Genomic DNA, 15,902 nt, shown 5'->3' with positions numbered 1-15,902 from the left:
GCAGTCCCGAGGCTACGTGAGCTTCTGCACTTTAGCAACAGCAGTCACATCAATAACATAAACCACAACAGTGTCATTCGGAGGGAGCCGAGCTGGCGTGTCGCAGCACTAGCCCGCGCCCACGAACAACAGGACCGCAGGCTAAGTAAACGGCTAGGCGTGCTGGTGCGCCTCGTGTTCGGAGTGCGTGGCCGGTTCCAGCTGGAACGTGCAGTGGTCGGTATCGAAGTGGGAGCCCAGGCAGGTCACCAGCTTGTCCAGCAGCTGGTCCGCTCCGCGGGCGGTCAGCACGCCGTCCTCCACCACCACGTGCGCTGAAAAAACAGGCACGCCGGAAGTGATGGTCCAGATGTGGATGTCGTGCACATCCGAAACGCCCTCCACGGACAGAATGTGTTCGCGGATCATTTGCACTTCCACGCCTTTGGGGCTGGCTTCGAGCAGCACATCCACGACGTCGCGCAGGAGGCTCCATGCGCGCGGCAGGATCAACAGGGCAATCACCACCGAGGCGATGGTGTCGGCGGCCTGGAAGCCGGTGAGCATAATGACCACAGCGGCAGCTATAACGGCGAAGGAACCCAGCAGGTCGCCCAGCACTTCAAGGTAGGCGCCGCGGACGTTGAGGCTTTCCTGGTGTGCGCCGCGCAGAATAAGGAGCGAAGCGATGTTGGCGGCAGCTCCCAGGACTGCGGCGAACAGCATGATGTCCGTCTGTACGTCAGGCGCGGAACCAATCCGCCGGATCGCTTCGGTAAAGATCACCACGGAGATCACGATAAGGATCAGTGCATTGGCCAGGGCTGCAAGGACTTCGGCCCGCTGGTACCCGTAGGTCCGCTGGTCGCTCGCGGGCCGGCCTGCAATCCAGACAGCAAGCAATGCGATGGTTACCCCGGCCGCATCGGACAGCATATGGCCGGCGTCGGCAAGCAGTGACAGCGAACCGGAGAGAGCTGCACCCGCCACCTGCACCAGGACCACAACAAGTGTGATGACGAGGACGGCCACAAGCCGCTTCCGGTGCCGGCCCGTTGCGGTAATGCCGTGCGTGTGGCTGTGGTCGTGTCCCATGCCTACAAGGCTAGCCCCAGCCGAGCTCGTGCAGCCGGTCGTCGTCGATCCCGAAGTGGTGGGCGATCTCGTGGACTACCGTCACCGCCACTTCGTGGATGACGTCCTCGCGTGAGGAGCAGATTTCAAGGATGGGCTCACGGAAGATCGTGATGCGGTCCGGCAGGGAACCGGCGTCCCACCAGGAGTCCCTTTCGGTCAGCGGCACTCCTTCATAAAGCCCCAGCAGGACCGTGTCCGGGTCCTCCCCGGGCCGTGGCACATAGTCGTCCTCGATGAACACCGCCACGTTGTCCATGGCCCTGGCCAGCTTGTCCGGGATGCTGTTGAGGGCATCCTGGACGGCGGCCTCGAACTCGTCCGCGGACATGGAGAAGCTCTGGTGTTGGGCGGAGTGGAGGGGTTCGCTGGGACCCTCAGGAACGACGGGCAGGCCCGGCGGCAGGCTGGCTGGCATACTCCGACTTTAGCGAAGAACCTTTTGGCCGGCGTCGCGTCCCGGCCGGGTCCTGCGCCGGGTCAATCCGACGCCCACAAGGCAGACCAGGCCGCCCATCAGGCCCAGTGCGGTGGGGATCTCGCCCAGGAGGAGCCAGGAGATGAGGATGGTGGTGCCGGGCACCAGGTAGGTGGTGGCTGCGAGCTTGCCGGCCTCGATCAACGAGAGCGCGTAAGCCCAGGTGGTGAAGGCAATGGCCGTGGGAAAGATCCCAAGGTAGACCAGGCCCATGGTTGCTTCAGGCGGTGCGGCCTGGACTTCGGTGATCAGCTGGCCCGTAAACGGCAGGCAGCACAACGCCCCCACCAGGATCCCGAACCAGGTGGCCTGCGCGGCGGGAAACTTGCGCAGCACCGGCTTTTGGATGATGACGCTGACTGCGGCGAGCACGGCGGCAAGGAGGCAAAGCAGCACACCCGCAACATCCGCCGTCGGACTTTCCCCTGGTGCGGACGGCTGGCCCGAGCCCACGGCGATCAGCGCCACTCCCGCGAAGGCAACCACGCTTCCGATGATCAGCCAGCGCGGGAAGCCCTCCTTGAGGAAGAAGCCGGCCATAATGGCCACGAGGATGGGATTGACGTTGATGAGCAGGGCGCTGGTTCCTGCGTCCAGCACGTGCTCGGCCGCGTTCAACGCCACGTTGTACCCGCCGAACCACATCACGCCGTAGCCGAGGATGGGCCACCATTCCCGGCCCCGGGGAAGGAGCCTGCTCTTCAGCAGTTGGGGGAGGACCAGCAGGGCCAGTACGACGGCGGCAATCCCCAGCCTGCCGAGCGTCAGGGAGCCGGGGGAGAAGTGGGGGCCGATCGCCCGGATTCCCACAAACGCTGAAGCCCAAAGGACCACGGTGACGGCCATGGCAGCCACGCCGAGTGCTTTGATCCGGGACGCGGGGGCGGGTAGGGGAGCCGTTGTGCTGACGGGGGTGCTTGATGCCATGGTGCCAATCTAGCCGGGGGCAGGGGTCCGCGGCTGGCGGAAATCGGCCACGTCTAGCCAAGTTCCTGCCAAAGATTAGCCAAAGTGCCTCAAAGGATATCGCGTTGCCGGTTAGGATGCGGGTTATGGTCTCAAACCTTGCTCCTCCACCTGATAGGGCCCGCCTGGTCCGGAAGGTCATCTGGATCGTCCTTGCGGCAGTGGTAGTGGCCGGCGTGGCCTGGTATGCCGCGCTGACCGTCGGGAAATCCCAGGAGTCCGCGCCGCCGGCCGCGGGTGCTGAACAACTTGTCCGGGGAGACAGTCACCGCTTGACCAGCCCGGCGGTGGAGAAGGCGCAACTGGTGGAATTCCTCGACTTCGAATGCCCCTTCTGTGGCTCCATCCATCCGGTCGTGGAGGAATTCAAAGCCGAGTTCGGGGACCGGATCACGTTCGTCCACCGGCACTTCCCCCTGTCAGCGCACCCGAATTCAGGCCAGGCGGCGCTGGCCGCGGAGGCGGCTGGACAGCAGGGCAAGTACCAGCAGATGGCCAACAAACTGTTCGAAACCCAGTCCCAGTGGGCGGGAAACCAGCAGTCCCAGGCTCCGCTGTTCCGGACTTACGCCAAACAGTTAGGGCTGGACCTTTCACAGTTTGACGCAGTGGTAGCCGATCCGAAAACGGAGGAGCGCATCCTGGCTGACATTGCGGACGGCACTGCCTTGGGTGTGACCGGCACCCCCACCTTCTTCCTCAACGGGGAAAAGCTCACCCTGTCCACCAAGGCCGATTTCCGGCAGAAACTCGCGGACGCCCTCAAGTAAAGCTAGTTCGCCCCGGACCACTCCAGCAGCCGTTCCACCGGCCACGTGGTGACGATCCGGTCGGCCGGAACACCGTTCCGGTCCGCCCGCTCGGCGCCGTACTGCAGGAAGTCCAGCTGCCCGGGCGCGTGCGCGTCGCTGTCGATCGAGAAGAGGCAGCAGGCTTCCAGAGCCAGCTGGATCAGTGCATCCGGCGGGTCCTGGCGCTCCGGCCGCGAATTAATCTCCACTGCCACGTTGTGTTCTGCGCAGGCGGCGAACACCTCCTTGGCGTCGAATTCCGACGGTGGACGCGTGCCACGTGATCCCTCCACCAGGCGCCCCGTGCAGTGTCCCAGCACGTTGGTCCGCGGATCCTGGATGCCTTGGAGCATGCGCCGCGTCATGGTGTTCCGGTCTGCGCGGAGCTTGGAGTGGACGCTGGCCACCACGATGTCCAGGCGGTCCAGCAGATCCGGATCCTGGTCCAGCTCGCCTGACTCCAGGATGTCGACCTCGATACCGGTCAACAGCCGCACCCGGTTCTCCTGCTGCCCGTCGGAGCTGGGATGCGTGCCGTCGTTGATGGCTGCCACGACGTCCAGTTGCTGCAGGAGGCGTTCCGCTGAGAGCCCGTTCGCGATGGTGAGGTTGGGGGAATGGTCCGTCAGGGCAAGGTAATCCCTGCCGAGGACCCCGGCGGCCGCCACCATTAGCTCGATCGGGGAACCGCCGTCGGACCATTCGCTGTGGCTGTGCAAGTCTCCCCGCAGCGCCTCCCGGATGGCCGCGCCTCCCGACACCAGTGGTTGGGCGCCCTTCTCCCGGAGGTCGGCGAGGTAATCCGGGACCTGGCCCTCCACCGCGTCCCGGATGACCTGGTAGGTCCGGTCGCCGATTCCCTTCATCGATTTCAGCCGGCCGTTCCGGGCCCGGGCTGCCACTTCTTCCGGCGGCAGCGGGGCGATCACCCCGGCGGCTTTCCGGAAGGCCTGGACCTTGAAGGTGGCAGCGCGCCCGCGCTCCAGCCAGAAGGCAATCTCGTTGAGTGCTGCAACGGCGTCCATTAGTCCATCTTTACCTGTTCCTGCCGCTCTGAGCGCGTGTTTTCGCCGATTTTGGATTATTCCTGAGTAGGCCCTATAGTTTTAGAGTCCAGTTCGGAGAAACCAAAGGACAAAGACGGAAAGCCTCGCTTGACGCCTTTTATTTTGTTCCGAACGGGTTCTGGCCCCCATCGTCTAGCGGCCTAGGACACCGCCCTTTCACGGCGGCGGCACGGGTTCGAATCCCGTTGGGGGTACGCAAGGAACTGGTCAAGCAGGCAAAAAATGTCTGGTAGGCTGGAAGCCTTGAAAAAAGCGGTAGAGATACCGCTAAAGCAAGAAACGCAAGGCCCTGTAGCGCAGTTGGTTAGCGCGCCGCCCTGTCACGGCGGAGGTCGCGGGTTCAAGTCCCGTCAGGGTCGCTCTGATTGTCGGAAGAAATTCCGGCTCTCATGGTGACTAGTCACCTAGGCTCTGTAGCTCAGTTGGTAGAGCGTTCGACTGAAAATCGAAAGGTCACCGGATCGACGCCGGTCGGAGCCACCACTGGGAAGCATCAGTTCTTCGGAACTGGTGCTTTTCTTCTTTAACCTGAATTCACCGGGGCTCCTGCTAAACGCCGGGCTTCCTTAATCGCTGCTCCTTCGCCGAGGCCAGCGCCGGGTCGACGCACTCCACGCTTCCGGTCGGCTTTCCTGCGTTCCGCTTTTACGGACGCCCTGCCTGCTGCCGTTAAGTCACAGCCAGGGGATAGGGTTGGGATCAATAGAAGGGGGAGTGCCTGATGGAATACCAGAACCCACAACCCAGCCAGGGCATCCAGAGCCGTGCCGTCCCGGTTCCTGTGCCAGTGCCTGGTCTTGGCCGAACAGTGATCTCCGAAACCGCTGTCGCCAAAGTGGCCGGAATTGCCGCCCGAGCCGTCCCAGGGGTTTACTCACTGGGCTCCGGACCGTCACGTGCGCTCGGGGCCATCCGCGACGCCGTCGGCAGTTCCGACCATGCGGCCGGCGTGCGTGCCGAGGTCGGGGAGACGCAGGTTGCAGTGGATATCAGCCTCGTGGCGAGCTATGGAACACCGCTCCACTCACTGGCCAACGAAGTCCGCGCGGCAGTTTACCGGGCGGTCGAGGAACTCGTAGGCCTGCAGGTGATCGAGGTCAACGTGGAAGTAACCGACGTCTTCGTGCCGCCTCCACTCAAGCCCACGGCCGGTTCCACTGAAAGGGAGGCGCTGCTGTGAGCCTCACCGTGGCCGGCACCGCTATGGGTGCCTTTGTGGCCTTTATGTCCCTGCAGTTCGGTTTGTGGGGCTTCCTTATATCCCTGCTGTTCATGGCCATCGGGGCGCTTCTGGGCCGCGCCGCGGAAGGGAAACTCGACCTTCGCGGCGTCCTGGACGCCATCATCGGCCGGCGCTCGTCCTCATGAGCTCCACCGCCCCGGCCATCCGGGGCCAGGAGCTGAGCGGACACAACCGCATCAGCACGCAGGCCCTGACAAGCCTCGCCAAAGCGGCAGCCGCCCAGTTCCTGGACGTGGATGCGGACGACGTCCGGGCTGACTGGGCGGACGACGACGGCATGCTGGCGCTGTCCCTCGTTACACCTATCAGCATCCCGCCTTTGAACGCCGTAGTGATGGACCCCTTGCGGGTGGAAGGCAGCGGGGGCTCCATCTGGGACCGCTCCGTGAGGGCAAAGGCCCGCATCCTCGCCACGGTGACAGAGCTGAGCGGTGCACGGTTGAGCCGGGTGGACATCAGGATCAGCGGAGCAAAAATCAGCGAAGGGGGACGCGTGCAATGAGCCGGCAGATGGAAAGCCAGGGCCCGGATATGGGCCGCGTCCTGCACCGGGAGACGCATTCCTCACGTGCGGTGGTGGCCACCGCTGCAGCGGTCCTGGTCATTGCACTTGCTGCCTACGGGCTCCTCGAAGCTGCTGTCCATGCCTTTGGGCAGCCGGCCTGGCTGATTGAGCCCCAGGTGGCAGCTGAACGCCTGGTGGCCCTGCCTGCAGGGATTTCGCCGCTGCTGCTGGGCGCCATTGGAGCAGTGCTGGCCATGTTCGGCCTGGTCTTTTTCCTCAACGGGGTTCTGCCCGGGCGGCGTGCCCGGCACCTTGTCCGCCGCAGCGGAGACGCCGGTGGCCCTGCCGTGGTGGTGGACGATGAAGTCATCGCTTCCTCGCTGGCGCGCCGCGCCCGGCTTGCCGCGAACGTCACACCCGAACAGGTCACGGTGGTGGTCTCGCAGCGGCAGGTAGTGGTAAGTGTCCGGCCCACCTCCGGAGTGCCCGTGGACCAGGATGCTGTGCTCAAGGCCGTCCAAAGCGAGCTCAACGGCATGGCACTGGATCCTCCACCTGAGGTGCAGGTCAATGTGGCGCCGTCAGGAGTGATTGGCGCATGAACAGCACCCCCACGCTTCTCAACCGGATTCTGATTGCGCTCCTGGGGCTCGTGCTGATTGCTGTGGGCGGCCTGCTGATGTTGCTGGCCGCCGTCCCGGCTGTGGCTTCCTGGTGGCATTCCTGGTCCCCCGCGGTCTGGAACCACGTCAACCAGGCCTTTAGCGCCACCAGGTTCCCCGGTCGGGGTGAAAGCTGGCTGTGGATCCTGGTGGCGCTGGCACTGCTGGTGCTGATTGGGCTAATGGTTGCCTGGGTTGCCCAGCAGGGCAAGGGCCGGGCAAACCTGCTGGCCGTCGAGTACGATCCCGGTGAGGTCCCGGGCGACGTGCGGATCGGCGGAGGAGTGGCCGAGCAGGCGCTCAAGCACGCCCTCGCGAACCGTCCCGATTTAGCCGGCGCCACCGTGACCACCTACGACGTCAAAGGCAGCCCGGCCCTGAAGGTGCGCCTCCTCCCGCGCCAAGGCGTGGCCCCGCACCTGCTCGCCGACGAGGTGTACGCGCTGGTGGCCGCACTGGAACAGGTGGTGGGAAAGAGGATTCCGGTGTTGATCCATATCGGAGCCGGCGCACGGACGCGCTTCAGCAGGGCTGAGCGCGTCCGCTGACCGCCGGGTCATTCAGTCTTTGGCGAGGTAGACAGTGCAGTCCACGGGCACTTCACGCATGCCCGCCCACTCGGCGGCAGGCCCAGGGTCACTGGAGAGAACAACGGAATACCCTTCCGGGACCGGGGCGGAGGCGAACCCAAGGTTGCCCAGTACCAGGATGTCCCCGTTCTGGAAGGCCAGCACGCCGCTGTCCGGCGCGTGGACCTCGGCCCAGCCAACGGAACCTGCACCCAGTCGCCGGGCGGCCCGGAAGGCAAGGGCAGCGCGGTAGAGCTCCAGGGTTGAGCCTGGCACTCCTTCCTGCTGGTCCGCCGCCAGAGCGCCAAAACTATCGGGCTGGGGGAGCCAGGGCTGCGAAGCCTCGCCGTCCCGGGCTATCGAAAAGCCGTGACCCGGCAGATCCGCGGCCCACGGCAAGGGGACGCGGCAGCCGTCACGGCCAATCTCTGCGCCCCCCGTCCGGAAGAACGTCGGGTCCTGCCGCGCATCCGCCGGAAGGGTGGTGTGCTCGGGGAGTCCCAACTCCTCTCCCTGATACAGGTACGCGGAGCCCGGCAGGGCAAGTGAGATCAACGTCGCGGCCCTGGCGCGGGCCAGCCCCAATGCGGCGTCAGGCTGTTCGTCATCTGCTCCGAGGCCCTTGGGGAACGTCGTGGGGTCCTTAAGGCCGAACCGCGTGGTGTGGCGGACTGTGTCATGGTTGCTCAGCACCCATGTGCAGGGAGCACCCACAGAGGAAGCTGCTGCCAGGGAGGCCTCGATGGACGCCGCCATGCGCTCCGCGTCCCAGCCTGCAAGCAGGAAATCGAAATTGAAGGCCTGCTGCATTTCGTCCGGGCGGGTGTAGCGGGCCAGCCGTTCCGCCGGCTCCACCCAGGCCTCAGCCACCATCATGCGGTCGCCGTCATACCCGGCAAGCACGCTGTGCCAGTCGCGGTAGACGTCGTGCACCCCGTCCTGGTCAAAGAACGGCGAGGGCGGATAAACCGGGGAGACCGCGCGGTGGGGCTCTTCGGCGTCGGTATGGGCTCCCGGTGCGTCGCCGGGGCGATGACCTGCTTCCCGGCTCACTTCCGCAGTGCCTTCAACCATTGCGGCAACGCCTTCCCAATCGGGCAGGCCGGGCTCCTTGATCAGGCCGTGGGCCACGTCTACCCGGAAGCCATCCACGCCCCGGTTCAGCCAGAAGCGGAGCACCGAGCGCATCTCCTCGTGCACCTCGGCGTTTTCCCAGTTGAGGTCCGGTTGCTTCGTGTCGAAAAGGTGGAGGTACCACTCGCCGGGAGACCCATCAGCCTCGATGATACGGCTCCAGGCTGGCCCGCCGAAGATCGATTTCCAGTTGTTCGGGGCGAGGTTGCCATCACCGGAGCCGGGAACTTCGTCCTTGCCGGCCCGGAACATGTAGCGGGCCCGTTCAGGGGAGCCGGGCGGTGAAGCAAGCGCCTCCTGGAACCACACATGCTCGTCGGAGGTGTGGTTGGGTACCAGGTCGACGATGACTTTCAGCCCGCGCTGGTGAGCTTCCTGCAACATGGCATCGAAAGTCTCGAGCGACCCGAAGAGCGGGTCCACCTGGCGGTAGTCGGCCACATCATATCCCCCGTCGGCTTGCGGGGATTTGTAGAACGGGGAGAGCCAGAGGGCGTCCACTCCCAGCTGCTGCAGGTAGGGCAGGCGGTCCCTAACGCCACGTAGGTCGCCCATGCCGTCACCGTTGCCGTCCGCGAAGGACCGGGGGTAGATCTGATAGACAACGGCGTCCGCCCACCATTCCTGGCGGGCTGGGCGGTCAACAGGAACGTCCGGCTTGGACATTTGGTTCCTCTCAGATAACTTTTTGATGTAAACGCTTGCATTACCCGCAGCAACATTACTAGTGTGAGCGTCACCACATCAACTTCACCTAGCAAACGCATGTAGACCTACTTGTCACTCAGCGAGGAGCTTCAAGCTTATGAAAACCCCTAGATTCCTACTTCCGGTCGCAACCGCCGGTGTCCTGGCCCTGACCCTGACTGCATGCGGCGGGGGCGGGGGCGGTACCACCGGCGGCGGCGGTGGCGGCGGGGACGCCGAAGCCAACATCGACAGCCGGGGTCCAATTACGTACGTGCAGGGTAAGGACAACAGCAACGTTGTGCGTCCCCTCATTGAAAAGTGGAACGCTGCTCACCCCGATGAGAAGGTCACGTTCAAGGAACAGACTGACCAGGCGGACCAGCAGCACGACGACCTCGTCCAGAACTTCCAGGCCAAGAATGCGGACTACGACGTAGCCAGCGTTGACGTTGTCTGGACCGCGGAGTTCGCTGCGAAGGGCTGGCTCCAGCCGCTCAAGGACAAGATGGCCGTCGATACCGCGGGCATGCTCGAACCCACGGTAGAGGCGGGCTCATACAAGGGCACGCTTTATGCGGCCCCGGTCTCCTCGGATGGCGGCATCCTCTACTACCGCAAGGACCTGGTTCCCGAGGCGCCCAAGACCTGGGACGAGATGATGGAGATGTGCTCCATCGCCAAGGCCAATAAAATTGGCTGCTACGCCGGGCAGTTCAAGCAGTATGAAGGACTTACCGTCAACGCTTCCGAAGCCATCAACTCGGCTGGTGGTTCCGTCCTGAACGACGAGGGAAAGCCCAACCTGAACACTGCTGAGGCCGAGGAAGGCTTGAACAACCTCGTCGAAGCGTTCAAGAACGGGAACATCCCCGCCGAGGCGATCACTTACCAGGAAGAGGAAAGCCGCCGTGCGTTCCAGGACGGCAAGCTGCTGTTCCTCCGCAACTGGCCTTACGTGTACAACCTGGCCACCACTGAAGGCTCCTCAAAGGTCAAGGACGTGCTGGGCATGGCTGCCCTGCCAGGCAAGGCCGGCCCCGGTGCTTCCTCCCTCGGTGGCCACAGCGCGGCCATCAGCGTCTACTCCGACCACAAGGCGACCGCCCTGGACTTCGTAAAGTTCCTCGTTGAAGAGGAACAGCAGAAGTTCTTCGCGACGCAGGGTTCCCTGGCTCCGGTATTCGGCGCTCTCTATGACGACAAGGAACTGGTCGCCAAACTGCCGTACCTGCCCGTCCTGAAGACGTCCATCGAGAACGCTGTTCCCCGCCCCGTGACTCCGTTCTACCCGGCTGTCACCCAGGCCATCCAGGAAAATGCCTACGCGGCATTGAAGGGTGAGAAGCCAGCCAAGGACGCACTGTCCGATATGCAGAAATCCATCGAGACCGCCGGCGCAGGATCGTAACCAGCCATGGCTACCGAATTGGGCCCGACGCCGGTCAAAGGGCCGGCGTCGGGCACTACCCCCGTCCATCATGGACCCAAGGGCGTAGGCGAAGACAACAAGATCCTCAGCCAGGGCAAGTGGGCCTCGTGGCTACTTGCCCCGACCATCATCGCGCTCGGCATTGTGATCGTTTACCCGATCATCAGCGCTATGATCATGTCCTTCCAGAAGGATGCTGGTCTGGACCCAGTCACCGGCCTCTTTACTGAAGGCGGCCCGGCAGGCATCCAGAACTACGTGAACTGGCTGGGGCAGCAGTGTGCTGCCCAGGGCGGCGGCACCGTCGCCTGCCCGCCTGGCACCCTGGGCGGGCAGTTCTGGACGGCGACTGGCACCACTTTCCTCTTCACTGTTATCACCGTTGCCTTCGAAACGGTCCTCGGTTTTTGGATGGCCATGATCATGGCCCGGACATTCAAGGGCCGCGGCCTGGTCCGGGCGGCCGTGCTCGTTCCGTGGGCCATCCCCACTGCCGTGACCGCGCAGCTGTGGCTCTTTATGTTCGACTTCAATGGCATCATCAACAAGCTGTTCAACGTCTCCATACTGTGGACCGGCAGCGAATGGCCCGCAAAGTGGGCAGTGATCATCGCGGATACGTGGAAGACCACGCCGTTTATGGCGCTGCTGATTCTGGCAGGCCTGCAGATGATCCCTGCCGAGGTCTATGAGGCTGCGAAGGTGGACGGTGCCACCGCTTGGCAGCGGTTCCGGATGATTACCCTTCCGCTGGTCAAGCCGGCGCTGATGGTTGCCATCCTGTTCCGTACCCTCGACGCGCTGCGTATGTTCGACCTTCCGTACATCCTCACCGGCGGCGCCAACAACACCACTACGCTGTCCATCCTGGTGATCAACCAGATCAGGCAAGGCTTTAACTCTGCTGCCGCCTTGTCCACCATTACGTTCATCATCATCTTCCTGGTCGCGTTCATCTTTGTCCGCTTCCTCGGAGCGAATGTTGTGGAACAAAGCGGAGCCACCGGCAAGGGGAAGAAATGACAACCACAACTGCCTCCACGGCATTGCGGGCACAGCAGGACAAGGGGCGCAAGGCCGCGCAGAACCGGGAAAAGTGGGCAAGCGTCCGCACGTACGTCAGTGCGGCTGTCATCCTTATCTGGTGCCTTGCACCTGCTTACTGGATGGTGGTGACGGCGTTCCGCGAAGTGGGCTTCACCTACGACACAACGCCCTGGCCCACCCACGTGACAATGGACAACTTCATCACGGCCTTCGATACCTCGTTCGGCAACAGGTTCGGCCAGGCCTTGCTGAACAGTATTTTCATTGGCGTGACGGTAACGGTGATCTCGCTGGTGATCGGAGTGTTCGCGGCGTACGCCTTGGCACGCCTGAACTTCCGGTTCAAGTACCTGGTGCTGGGCTTCATCCTGGGTGCGTCCATGTTTCCGGGCGTTGCCCTCATCACCCCGCTGTTCCAGCTGTTCACCAACATTGGCTGGATGGGCACCTACCAGGCACTGATCATTCCGAACATCTCGTTTGTGCTGCCCCTCACCGTTTACACGCTGACCTCTTTCTTCCGGGAAATGCCCTGGGAGCTGGAGGAATCGGCGCGGGTTGACGGCTGCACCCAAGGACAGGCGTTCCGGAAGGTGATTATGCCTTTGGCCGCTCCGGCGATCTTCACCACGGCCATCCTGGCTTTCATCTCCTCGTGGAATGAATTCCTGATTGCAAGCCAGCTGTCGAACGAGGCTACGAAGCCAGTTACGGTTGCCATTGCCAGCTTCGCCGGCGCGCAGCCCAACCAGATCCCTTACACGGCCATCATGGCCGCGGGCACCATCGTCACCATTCCGTTGGTGATTCTGGTACTGGTCTTCCAGCGCAAGATCGTTGCCGGCCTTACGGCAGGTGCGGTCAAGTGACAGGCGATGCTTCCCGCTCCCGGTCCGCCGGGGCGGGAAGCAACCGCCGCCGGATGAGGTCCGGTGAGGACTTTGACATCATCATCGGGTTCCTCGGATTCTGGGCGCTTTTGCTGCTGGTGGTCACTGTCTGGATGGAGGTGACGGCGCAGCCGGCGCTTGGTTGGGCGCTGGGCCTTCTGGCCACGCTGCTCGCACTCTACGGAATGGTGCGGCTGCGCCGGCGCCTGCCGGACCGGAGGTAGCGGACACGGCGTTCCGCCGGCGTCGGGCACCCGGCGCGGAGGCAACACCGCGCGAAGTAACACGGCGCGAAAGTAACACTGCGATGCAGGCCGGCGCCCAAATTACTATGGCCCAGGGGTATCGCGCGAAGCAGGGCGGATGCCTGCAGGGAGTACATGAGGGGACACCGTGGCACGCACAAGTGAAAGGTCGCAACGGGGCGGCCACAGCGGCGTCAGCATCGAGGACGTCGCCGCCGCCGCTGGAGTATCCACTGCCACGGTGTCGCGTGCGGTCCGGGGCCTGCCCCGGGTCTCACCCGCAACGAGGCAGAAAATTCTCGAGGTAGCGGGAGACCTGGGCTACGTAGCCTCCAGCTCCGCTTCCGGCCTGGCAACCGGCCGAACCAAAACCATCGGTGTACTGGCGCCTTTCGTCAGCCGCTGGTTCTTCTCCAAGGCCATCGAAGGCGCAGACCGGGAACTCCACGCCCGGAACTACAACCTCTCGCTGTTCAACCTCGGCGGCCATGGCAGCAACCGTGAGCGGCTCTTCAGCAAGACCATGGTCTACAAGCAAATCGATGCCCTGCTGGTCCTGTGTATGGCGTTGTCCCACGACGAACTGGAACACCTGCAGAAGATCGACATCCCGCTGGTGGTAGTGGGCGGCCACGTGGAGGAGTGCGCCTACATCGGTATTGACGACTACGCCGCCGCCTCCACTGCCGTCCGGCACCTGATCGACCTGGGCCACCGGGACATCGCCCTGCTTCACGGTGACGACGAAACAGACCTGAACTTCGATGTTCCCCGCGTCCGTATCCTCGCCTTCAAGGACGTTATGACTGCGGCCGGCCTCCCCACCCGCCCCGAATGGGACGAATGGGGGGACTTCACGGTCAGCAGCGGACAGGAGGCCTTCCGCCGCCTGTGGGCCAAGCCGGGCGACAAGCCGACAGCCATCTTCTGCGCATCGGATGAGATGGCCATGGGCGTCATTTTTGAAGCTTCCCGGCTCGGCGTCCTCGTGCCGGAGGAGCTTTCCGTGGTGGGCATCGACAACCACGATTTTGCTGACGCCATGGGCCTCACCACCGTGGGGCAGCGGCCCGACGAACAGGCCGAACTGGCCACCAAGATGCTCCTCGACGAACTGGACGGTGATGCGGGAGCGGTGCAGTCCGCCGTCGCGCCCCATGAACTGATTGTCAGAAGGACGACGGCGCCGCGCCAGTCCTAGCGCCACCACGGTCCTGACGGCAAGTTAGGAGGCGCGCGCCAGCTGCCGGATGGGGATCCAGCGGGAAGCCAGGCGGCGGTACGCTGCGGCGGCGCCCGTCATGTCCCCCTCGGCCAGGCATTCGATGCCCAGCCGGATGTCCATGGGCGAATCGTCCGGGTACACCTTGTCGGCAACAGCCCCATAGTCCAGCTCCACCATCGAGTTCACATGGAAGAGTTCCAGCCACTCGGTGAGCTGCGCCAGATCGTCCAGCATGTCCAGGTCCGGTGCCGCCAGTGCCAGGTTGGCCACAGCGTAACGCGCCCGCTCCAGGGCTTCCGTGATGGGTGCCCACACCCGGACCGTGAGGATCCGGCCGGAAGCCTCCACTACGTCTTTATGGTCTGAATCCATAAACAGGGAAAACCAGCTGAAGGGGATTCCCCAGGTGGACGCCCGGGTGTGGACGCGGATGGCCCCGTCGCGGGCCTTCACCTGGTCGATCCGTTCCTGGTGCTTGTCCCGCTGCTCCTCCGGGATCAGCAGTTCGGCCAGTGGGCCGTGGATTCCCTCCATCAGGGCGTTCGCGGCCAAGCCGGCCCGCAACACCAGTTGGCTGGGACAGTACAGCAGGTCAGGCTCGGCGTCAGCGGCGTCGTCGGACGGGCCTCCTGTGCCTTCTCCCGAAGCCCGGGCAGTGGTGACCCGCACCAGGTCCGTCCGCCCCGTGGGGAAGGGGTCGCCGCCGGACCGGGTGATCCGCCCCAGGGAGGCCAGCAGTTCCGCGTTTTCGACGGCGGCACGCGAGGCAGCCTGCGCTCCGGCGGCCGCGATGGCTTTCCGCTGCTCTTCGGGGAAGGCGTGGAGCGGTTCGTAGACGCGAAGTGTTGAGGAGAATGGCAGGCCTGCCTGGCCCCGGTAGAGGTTTCCCGTCATCACGGTCTCCTTGAATGGGTCCAGGATGATGTCATCAGTCTGCCAGTTCCACCAGCACGGGTGCGTGGTCCGACGCGCCCTTGCCCTTGCGCTCCTCGCGGTCTATCGAAGCGCCGGTCACTCGTTCGGCCAGGGCCGGGGAGCCCAGCACGAAGTCGATCCGCATGCCTTCCTTCTTGGGGAAGCGCAGTTGGGTGTAGTCCCAGTAGGTGTAAACGCCCGGGCCCGGGGTGTACGGGCGGACCACATCGGTGAAGCCGGCAGACTCAAAGGCATGGAAAGCGGCGCGCTCCGGCGGGCTGACATGGGTGTACCTGTTGTTGACGAACAGGTCGATGTCCCACACGTCCTCGTCGAACGGTGCGATGTTCCAGTCACCCATGAGTGCCACTTGGGCTTCGGGGTTCTGCGTGACGAGTTCCTGGGCGTGCGTCTTGAGGCTTTCAAGCCATTTCAATTTGTACGGCATGTGCTCGTCGTCCAAGGAGCGGCCGTTGGGGACGTAGAGGCTCCAGATCCGGACGCCGGCGCAGGTGGCAGCCATGGCGCGGGCTTCCTGCACGGGGTCCTTGCCGGCCTTGCCGAATGAGGGCTGGTCCAGGAAGGTCCGCTCAACATCATCCAATCCCACCCGGGACGCGATGGCCACGCCGTTCCACTGGTTCACGCCGAAGTGGGCAACCTCGTAGCCCATCCGTTCGAAGAGTTCCCAGGGAAAGTTATCGTCTTTGCACTTCGTTTCCTGGATGGCCAGGACATCACAGTCGCTGCGCTGCAGCCAGGCCTCCACACGGTCGGCGCGGGCACGGAGCGAATTTACATTCCAGGTAGCAATCTTCACAGCTCCTAACTTACCGTGGCCGCGCGGATTGCGGGGCCGGGGCAGTGGCGCCGAATCGGGGCACAATGGCACGGACACGCCTGTGCTTCTGGCCCGGTTCGCGGTACCAGGCA

Annotated in this window: 18 protein-coding genes and 3 tRNA genes; 14 read left to right on the top strand and 7 right to left on the bottom strand. The window is 64.0% G+C overall.

All coding sequences use genetic code 11. From position 1 onward, the window contains the following. Nucleotides 1–153: 153 nt before the first annotated feature. The 3 genes from CXQ88_RS06170 to CXQ88_RS06160 are packed head-to-tail and all read right to left on the bottom strand — an operon-like array spanning nucleotide 154 to nucleotide 2,518. Complete coding sequence (locus CXQ88_RS06170) at nucleotides 154–1,074, bottom strand: cation diffusion facilitator family transporter (protein WP_104043272.1); 921 nt, start codon at nucleotides 1,072–1,074, stop codon at nucleotides 154–156. A gap of 10 nt (nucleotides 1,075–1,084) precedes the next feature. Continuing rightward, entirely contained in the window at nucleotides 1,085–1,531 is a 447-nt protein-coding gene (locus CXQ88_RS06165; protein WP_104043271.1) for a metallopeptidase family protein, read from the bottom strand. 9 nt (nucleotides 1,532–1,540) lie between these two features. Next, the gene (locus tag CXQ88_RS06160) at nucleotides 1,541–2,518 is read right to left on the bottom strand and encodes a DMT family transporter (protein ID WP_104043270.1); all 978 of its coding nucleotides are present in this window, start codon (nucleotides 2,516–2,518) and stop codon (nucleotides 1,541–1,543) included. Nucleotides 2,519–2,643: 125 nt separating this feature from the next. Between CXQ88_RS06160 and CXQ88_RS06155 the strand changes: the two genes are divergently transcribed. Then, on the top strand, nucleotides 2,644–3,327 hold the full coding sequence (locus tag CXQ88_RS06155) for a DsbA family protein (protein ID WP_104043269.1): 684 nt from the start codon (nucleotides 2,644–2,646) through the stop codon (nucleotides 3,325–3,327). Between the two features lie 2 nt (nucleotides 3,328–3,329). Here the strand turns inward: CXQ88_RS06155 and CXQ88_RS06150 are convergent, their stop codons facing one another. Further along, nucleotides 3,330–4,373 (bottom strand): PHP domain-containing protein, encoded by a 1,044-nt coding sequence (locus CXQ88_RS06150; RefSeq protein ID WP_104043268.1) that lies wholly within the window; start codon nucleotides 4,371–4,373, stop codon nucleotides 3,330–3,332. Between the two features lie 163 nt (nucleotides 4,374–4,536). On the opposite strand from CXQ88_RS06150, the gene CXQ88_RS06145 reads away from it, so the two are divergent. The 8 genes from CXQ88_RS06145 to CXQ88_RS06110 all read left to right on the top strand — a co-directional run bounded on the left by CXQ88_RS06145 (nucleotide 4,537) and on the right by CXQ88_RS06110 (nucleotide 7,373). Next, nucleotides 4,537–4,609 (top strand) — tRNA-Glu (locus CXQ88_RS06145). Nucleotides 4,610–4,700: 91 nt separating this feature from the next. Next, nucleotides 4,701–4,774: transfer RNA gene (locus CXQ88_RS06140), tRNA-Asp, on the top strand. A 48-nt stretch (nucleotides 4,775–4,822) separates the two neighbouring features. After that, a tRNA-Phe gene (locus CXQ88_RS06135) sits at nucleotides 4,823–4,898 on the top strand. A gap of 238 nt (nucleotides 4,899–5,136) precedes the next feature. Next, on the top strand, nucleotides 5,137–5,595 hold the full coding sequence (locus CXQ88_RS06130; RefSeq protein WP_104043267.1) for an Asp23/Gls24 family envelope stress response protein: 459 nt from the start codon (nucleotides 5,137–5,139) through the stop codon (nucleotides 5,593–5,595). Beyond that, entirely contained in the window at nucleotides 5,592–5,783 is a 192-nt protein-coding gene (locus CXQ88_RS06125) for a hypothetical protein (RefSeq protein WP_104043266.1), read from the top strand. The genes CXQ88_RS06130 and CXQ88_RS06125 overlap by 4 nt, the downstream gene beginning before the upstream one ends. After that, nucleotides 5,780–6,160, top strand: a complete 381-nt coding sequence (locus CXQ88_RS06120; protein ID WP_104043265.1) for a hypothetical protein — start codon at nucleotides 5,780–5,782, stop codon at nucleotides 6,158–6,160. Before CXQ88_RS06125 ends, CXQ88_RS06120 begins: the two co-directional genes overlap by 4 nt. Further along, the gene (locus CXQ88_RS06115) at nucleotides 6,157–6,765 is read left to right on the top strand and encodes a DUF6286 domain-containing protein (RefSeq protein WP_104043264.1); all 609 of its coding nucleotides are present in this window, start codon (nucleotides 6,157–6,159) and stop codon (nucleotides 6,763–6,765) included. The genes CXQ88_RS06120 and CXQ88_RS06115 overlap by 4 nt, the downstream gene beginning before the upstream one ends. Beyond that, on the top strand, nucleotides 6,762–7,373 hold the full coding sequence (locus CXQ88_RS06110; RefSeq protein WP_104043263.1) for a hypothetical protein: 612 nt from the start codon (nucleotides 6,762–6,764) through the stop codon (nucleotides 7,371–7,373). The genes CXQ88_RS06115 and CXQ88_RS06110 overlap by 4 nt, the downstream gene beginning before the upstream one ends. Nucleotides 7,374–7,385: 12 nt before the next feature. On the opposite strand, the gene CXQ88_RS06105 is transcribed toward CXQ88_RS06110, so the two are convergent. Further along, entirely contained in the window at nucleotides 7,386–9,194 is a 1,809-nt protein-coding gene (locus CXQ88_RS06105) for a glycoside hydrolase family 13 protein (RefSeq protein WP_104043262.1), read from the bottom strand. A gap of 139 nt (nucleotides 9,195–9,333) precedes the next feature. Here CXQ88_RS06105 and CXQ88_RS06100 point away from each other — a divergent pair, with 139 nt between their 5' ends. The 5 genes from CXQ88_RS06100 (at nucleotide 9,334) to CXQ88_RS06080 (ending at nucleotide 14,030) form a co-directional block, all read left to right on the top strand. After that, nucleotides 9,334–10,626: an ABC transporter substrate-binding protein gene (locus CXQ88_RS06100; RefSeq protein ID WP_104043261.1), complete on the top strand. Its 1,293-nt coding sequence runs from the start codon at nucleotides 9,334–9,336 to the stop codon at nucleotides 10,624–10,626. A 6-nt stretch (nucleotides 10,627–10,632) separates the two neighbouring features. Then, on the top strand, nucleotides 10,633–11,670 hold the full coding sequence (locus CXQ88_RS06095; protein ID WP_104043260.1) for a carbohydrate ABC transporter permease: 1,038 nt from the start codon (nucleotides 10,633–10,635) through the stop codon (nucleotides 11,668–11,670). After that, a complete protein-coding gene (locus CXQ88_RS06090; RefSeq protein WP_104043259.1) occupies nucleotides 11,667–12,563 on the top strand; it encodes a carbohydrate ABC transporter permease in 897 nt (298 codons plus the stop codon). The genes CXQ88_RS06095 and CXQ88_RS06090 overlap by 4 nt, the downstream gene beginning before the upstream one ends. Then, nucleotides 12,560–12,808, top strand: a complete 249-nt coding sequence (locus CXQ88_RS06085) for a hypothetical protein (RefSeq protein ID WP_104043258.1) — start codon at nucleotides 12,560–12,562, stop codon at nucleotides 12,806–12,808. The genes CXQ88_RS06090 and CXQ88_RS06085 overlap by 4 nt, the downstream gene beginning before the upstream one ends. 169 nt (nucleotides 12,809–12,977) lie before the next feature. Beyond that, nucleotides 12,978–14,030, top strand: coding sequence for a LacI family DNA-binding transcriptional regulator (locus CXQ88_RS06080; RefSeq protein ID WP_104043257.1), 1,053 nt, complete (start codon nucleotides 12,978–12,980; stop codon nucleotides 14,028–14,030). A gap of 24 nt (nucleotides 14,031–14,054) precedes the next feature. On the opposite strand, the gene CXQ88_RS06075 is transcribed toward CXQ88_RS06080, so the two are convergent. Together CXQ88_RS06075 and CXQ88_RS06070 are read right to left on the bottom strand one after the other, a co-directional pair. Then, nucleotides 14,055–14,948, bottom strand: a complete 894-nt coding sequence (locus tag CXQ88_RS06075) for a hypothetical protein (RefSeq protein WP_104043256.1) — start codon at nucleotides 14,946–14,948, stop codon at nucleotides 14,055–14,057. Nucleotides 14,949–14,982: 34 nt separating this feature from the next. Then, a complete protein-coding gene (locus tag CXQ88_RS06070; RefSeq protein WP_104043255.1) occupies nucleotides 14,983–15,789 on the bottom strand; it encodes an exodeoxyribonuclease III in 807 nt (268 codons plus the stop codon). Nucleotides 15,790–15,902 lie beyond the last annotated feature (113 nt).

The sequence above is a fragment of the Arthrobacter sp. ZGTC412 genome (assembly GCF_002929215.1).
Taxonomy (GTDB): domain Bacteria; phylum Actinomycetota; class Actinomycetes; order Actinomycetales; family Micrococcaceae; genus Arthrobacter.
Note: the sequence above shows the minus strand (reverse complement) of the source record. Positions and strands in the feature narration are given on the sequence as shown.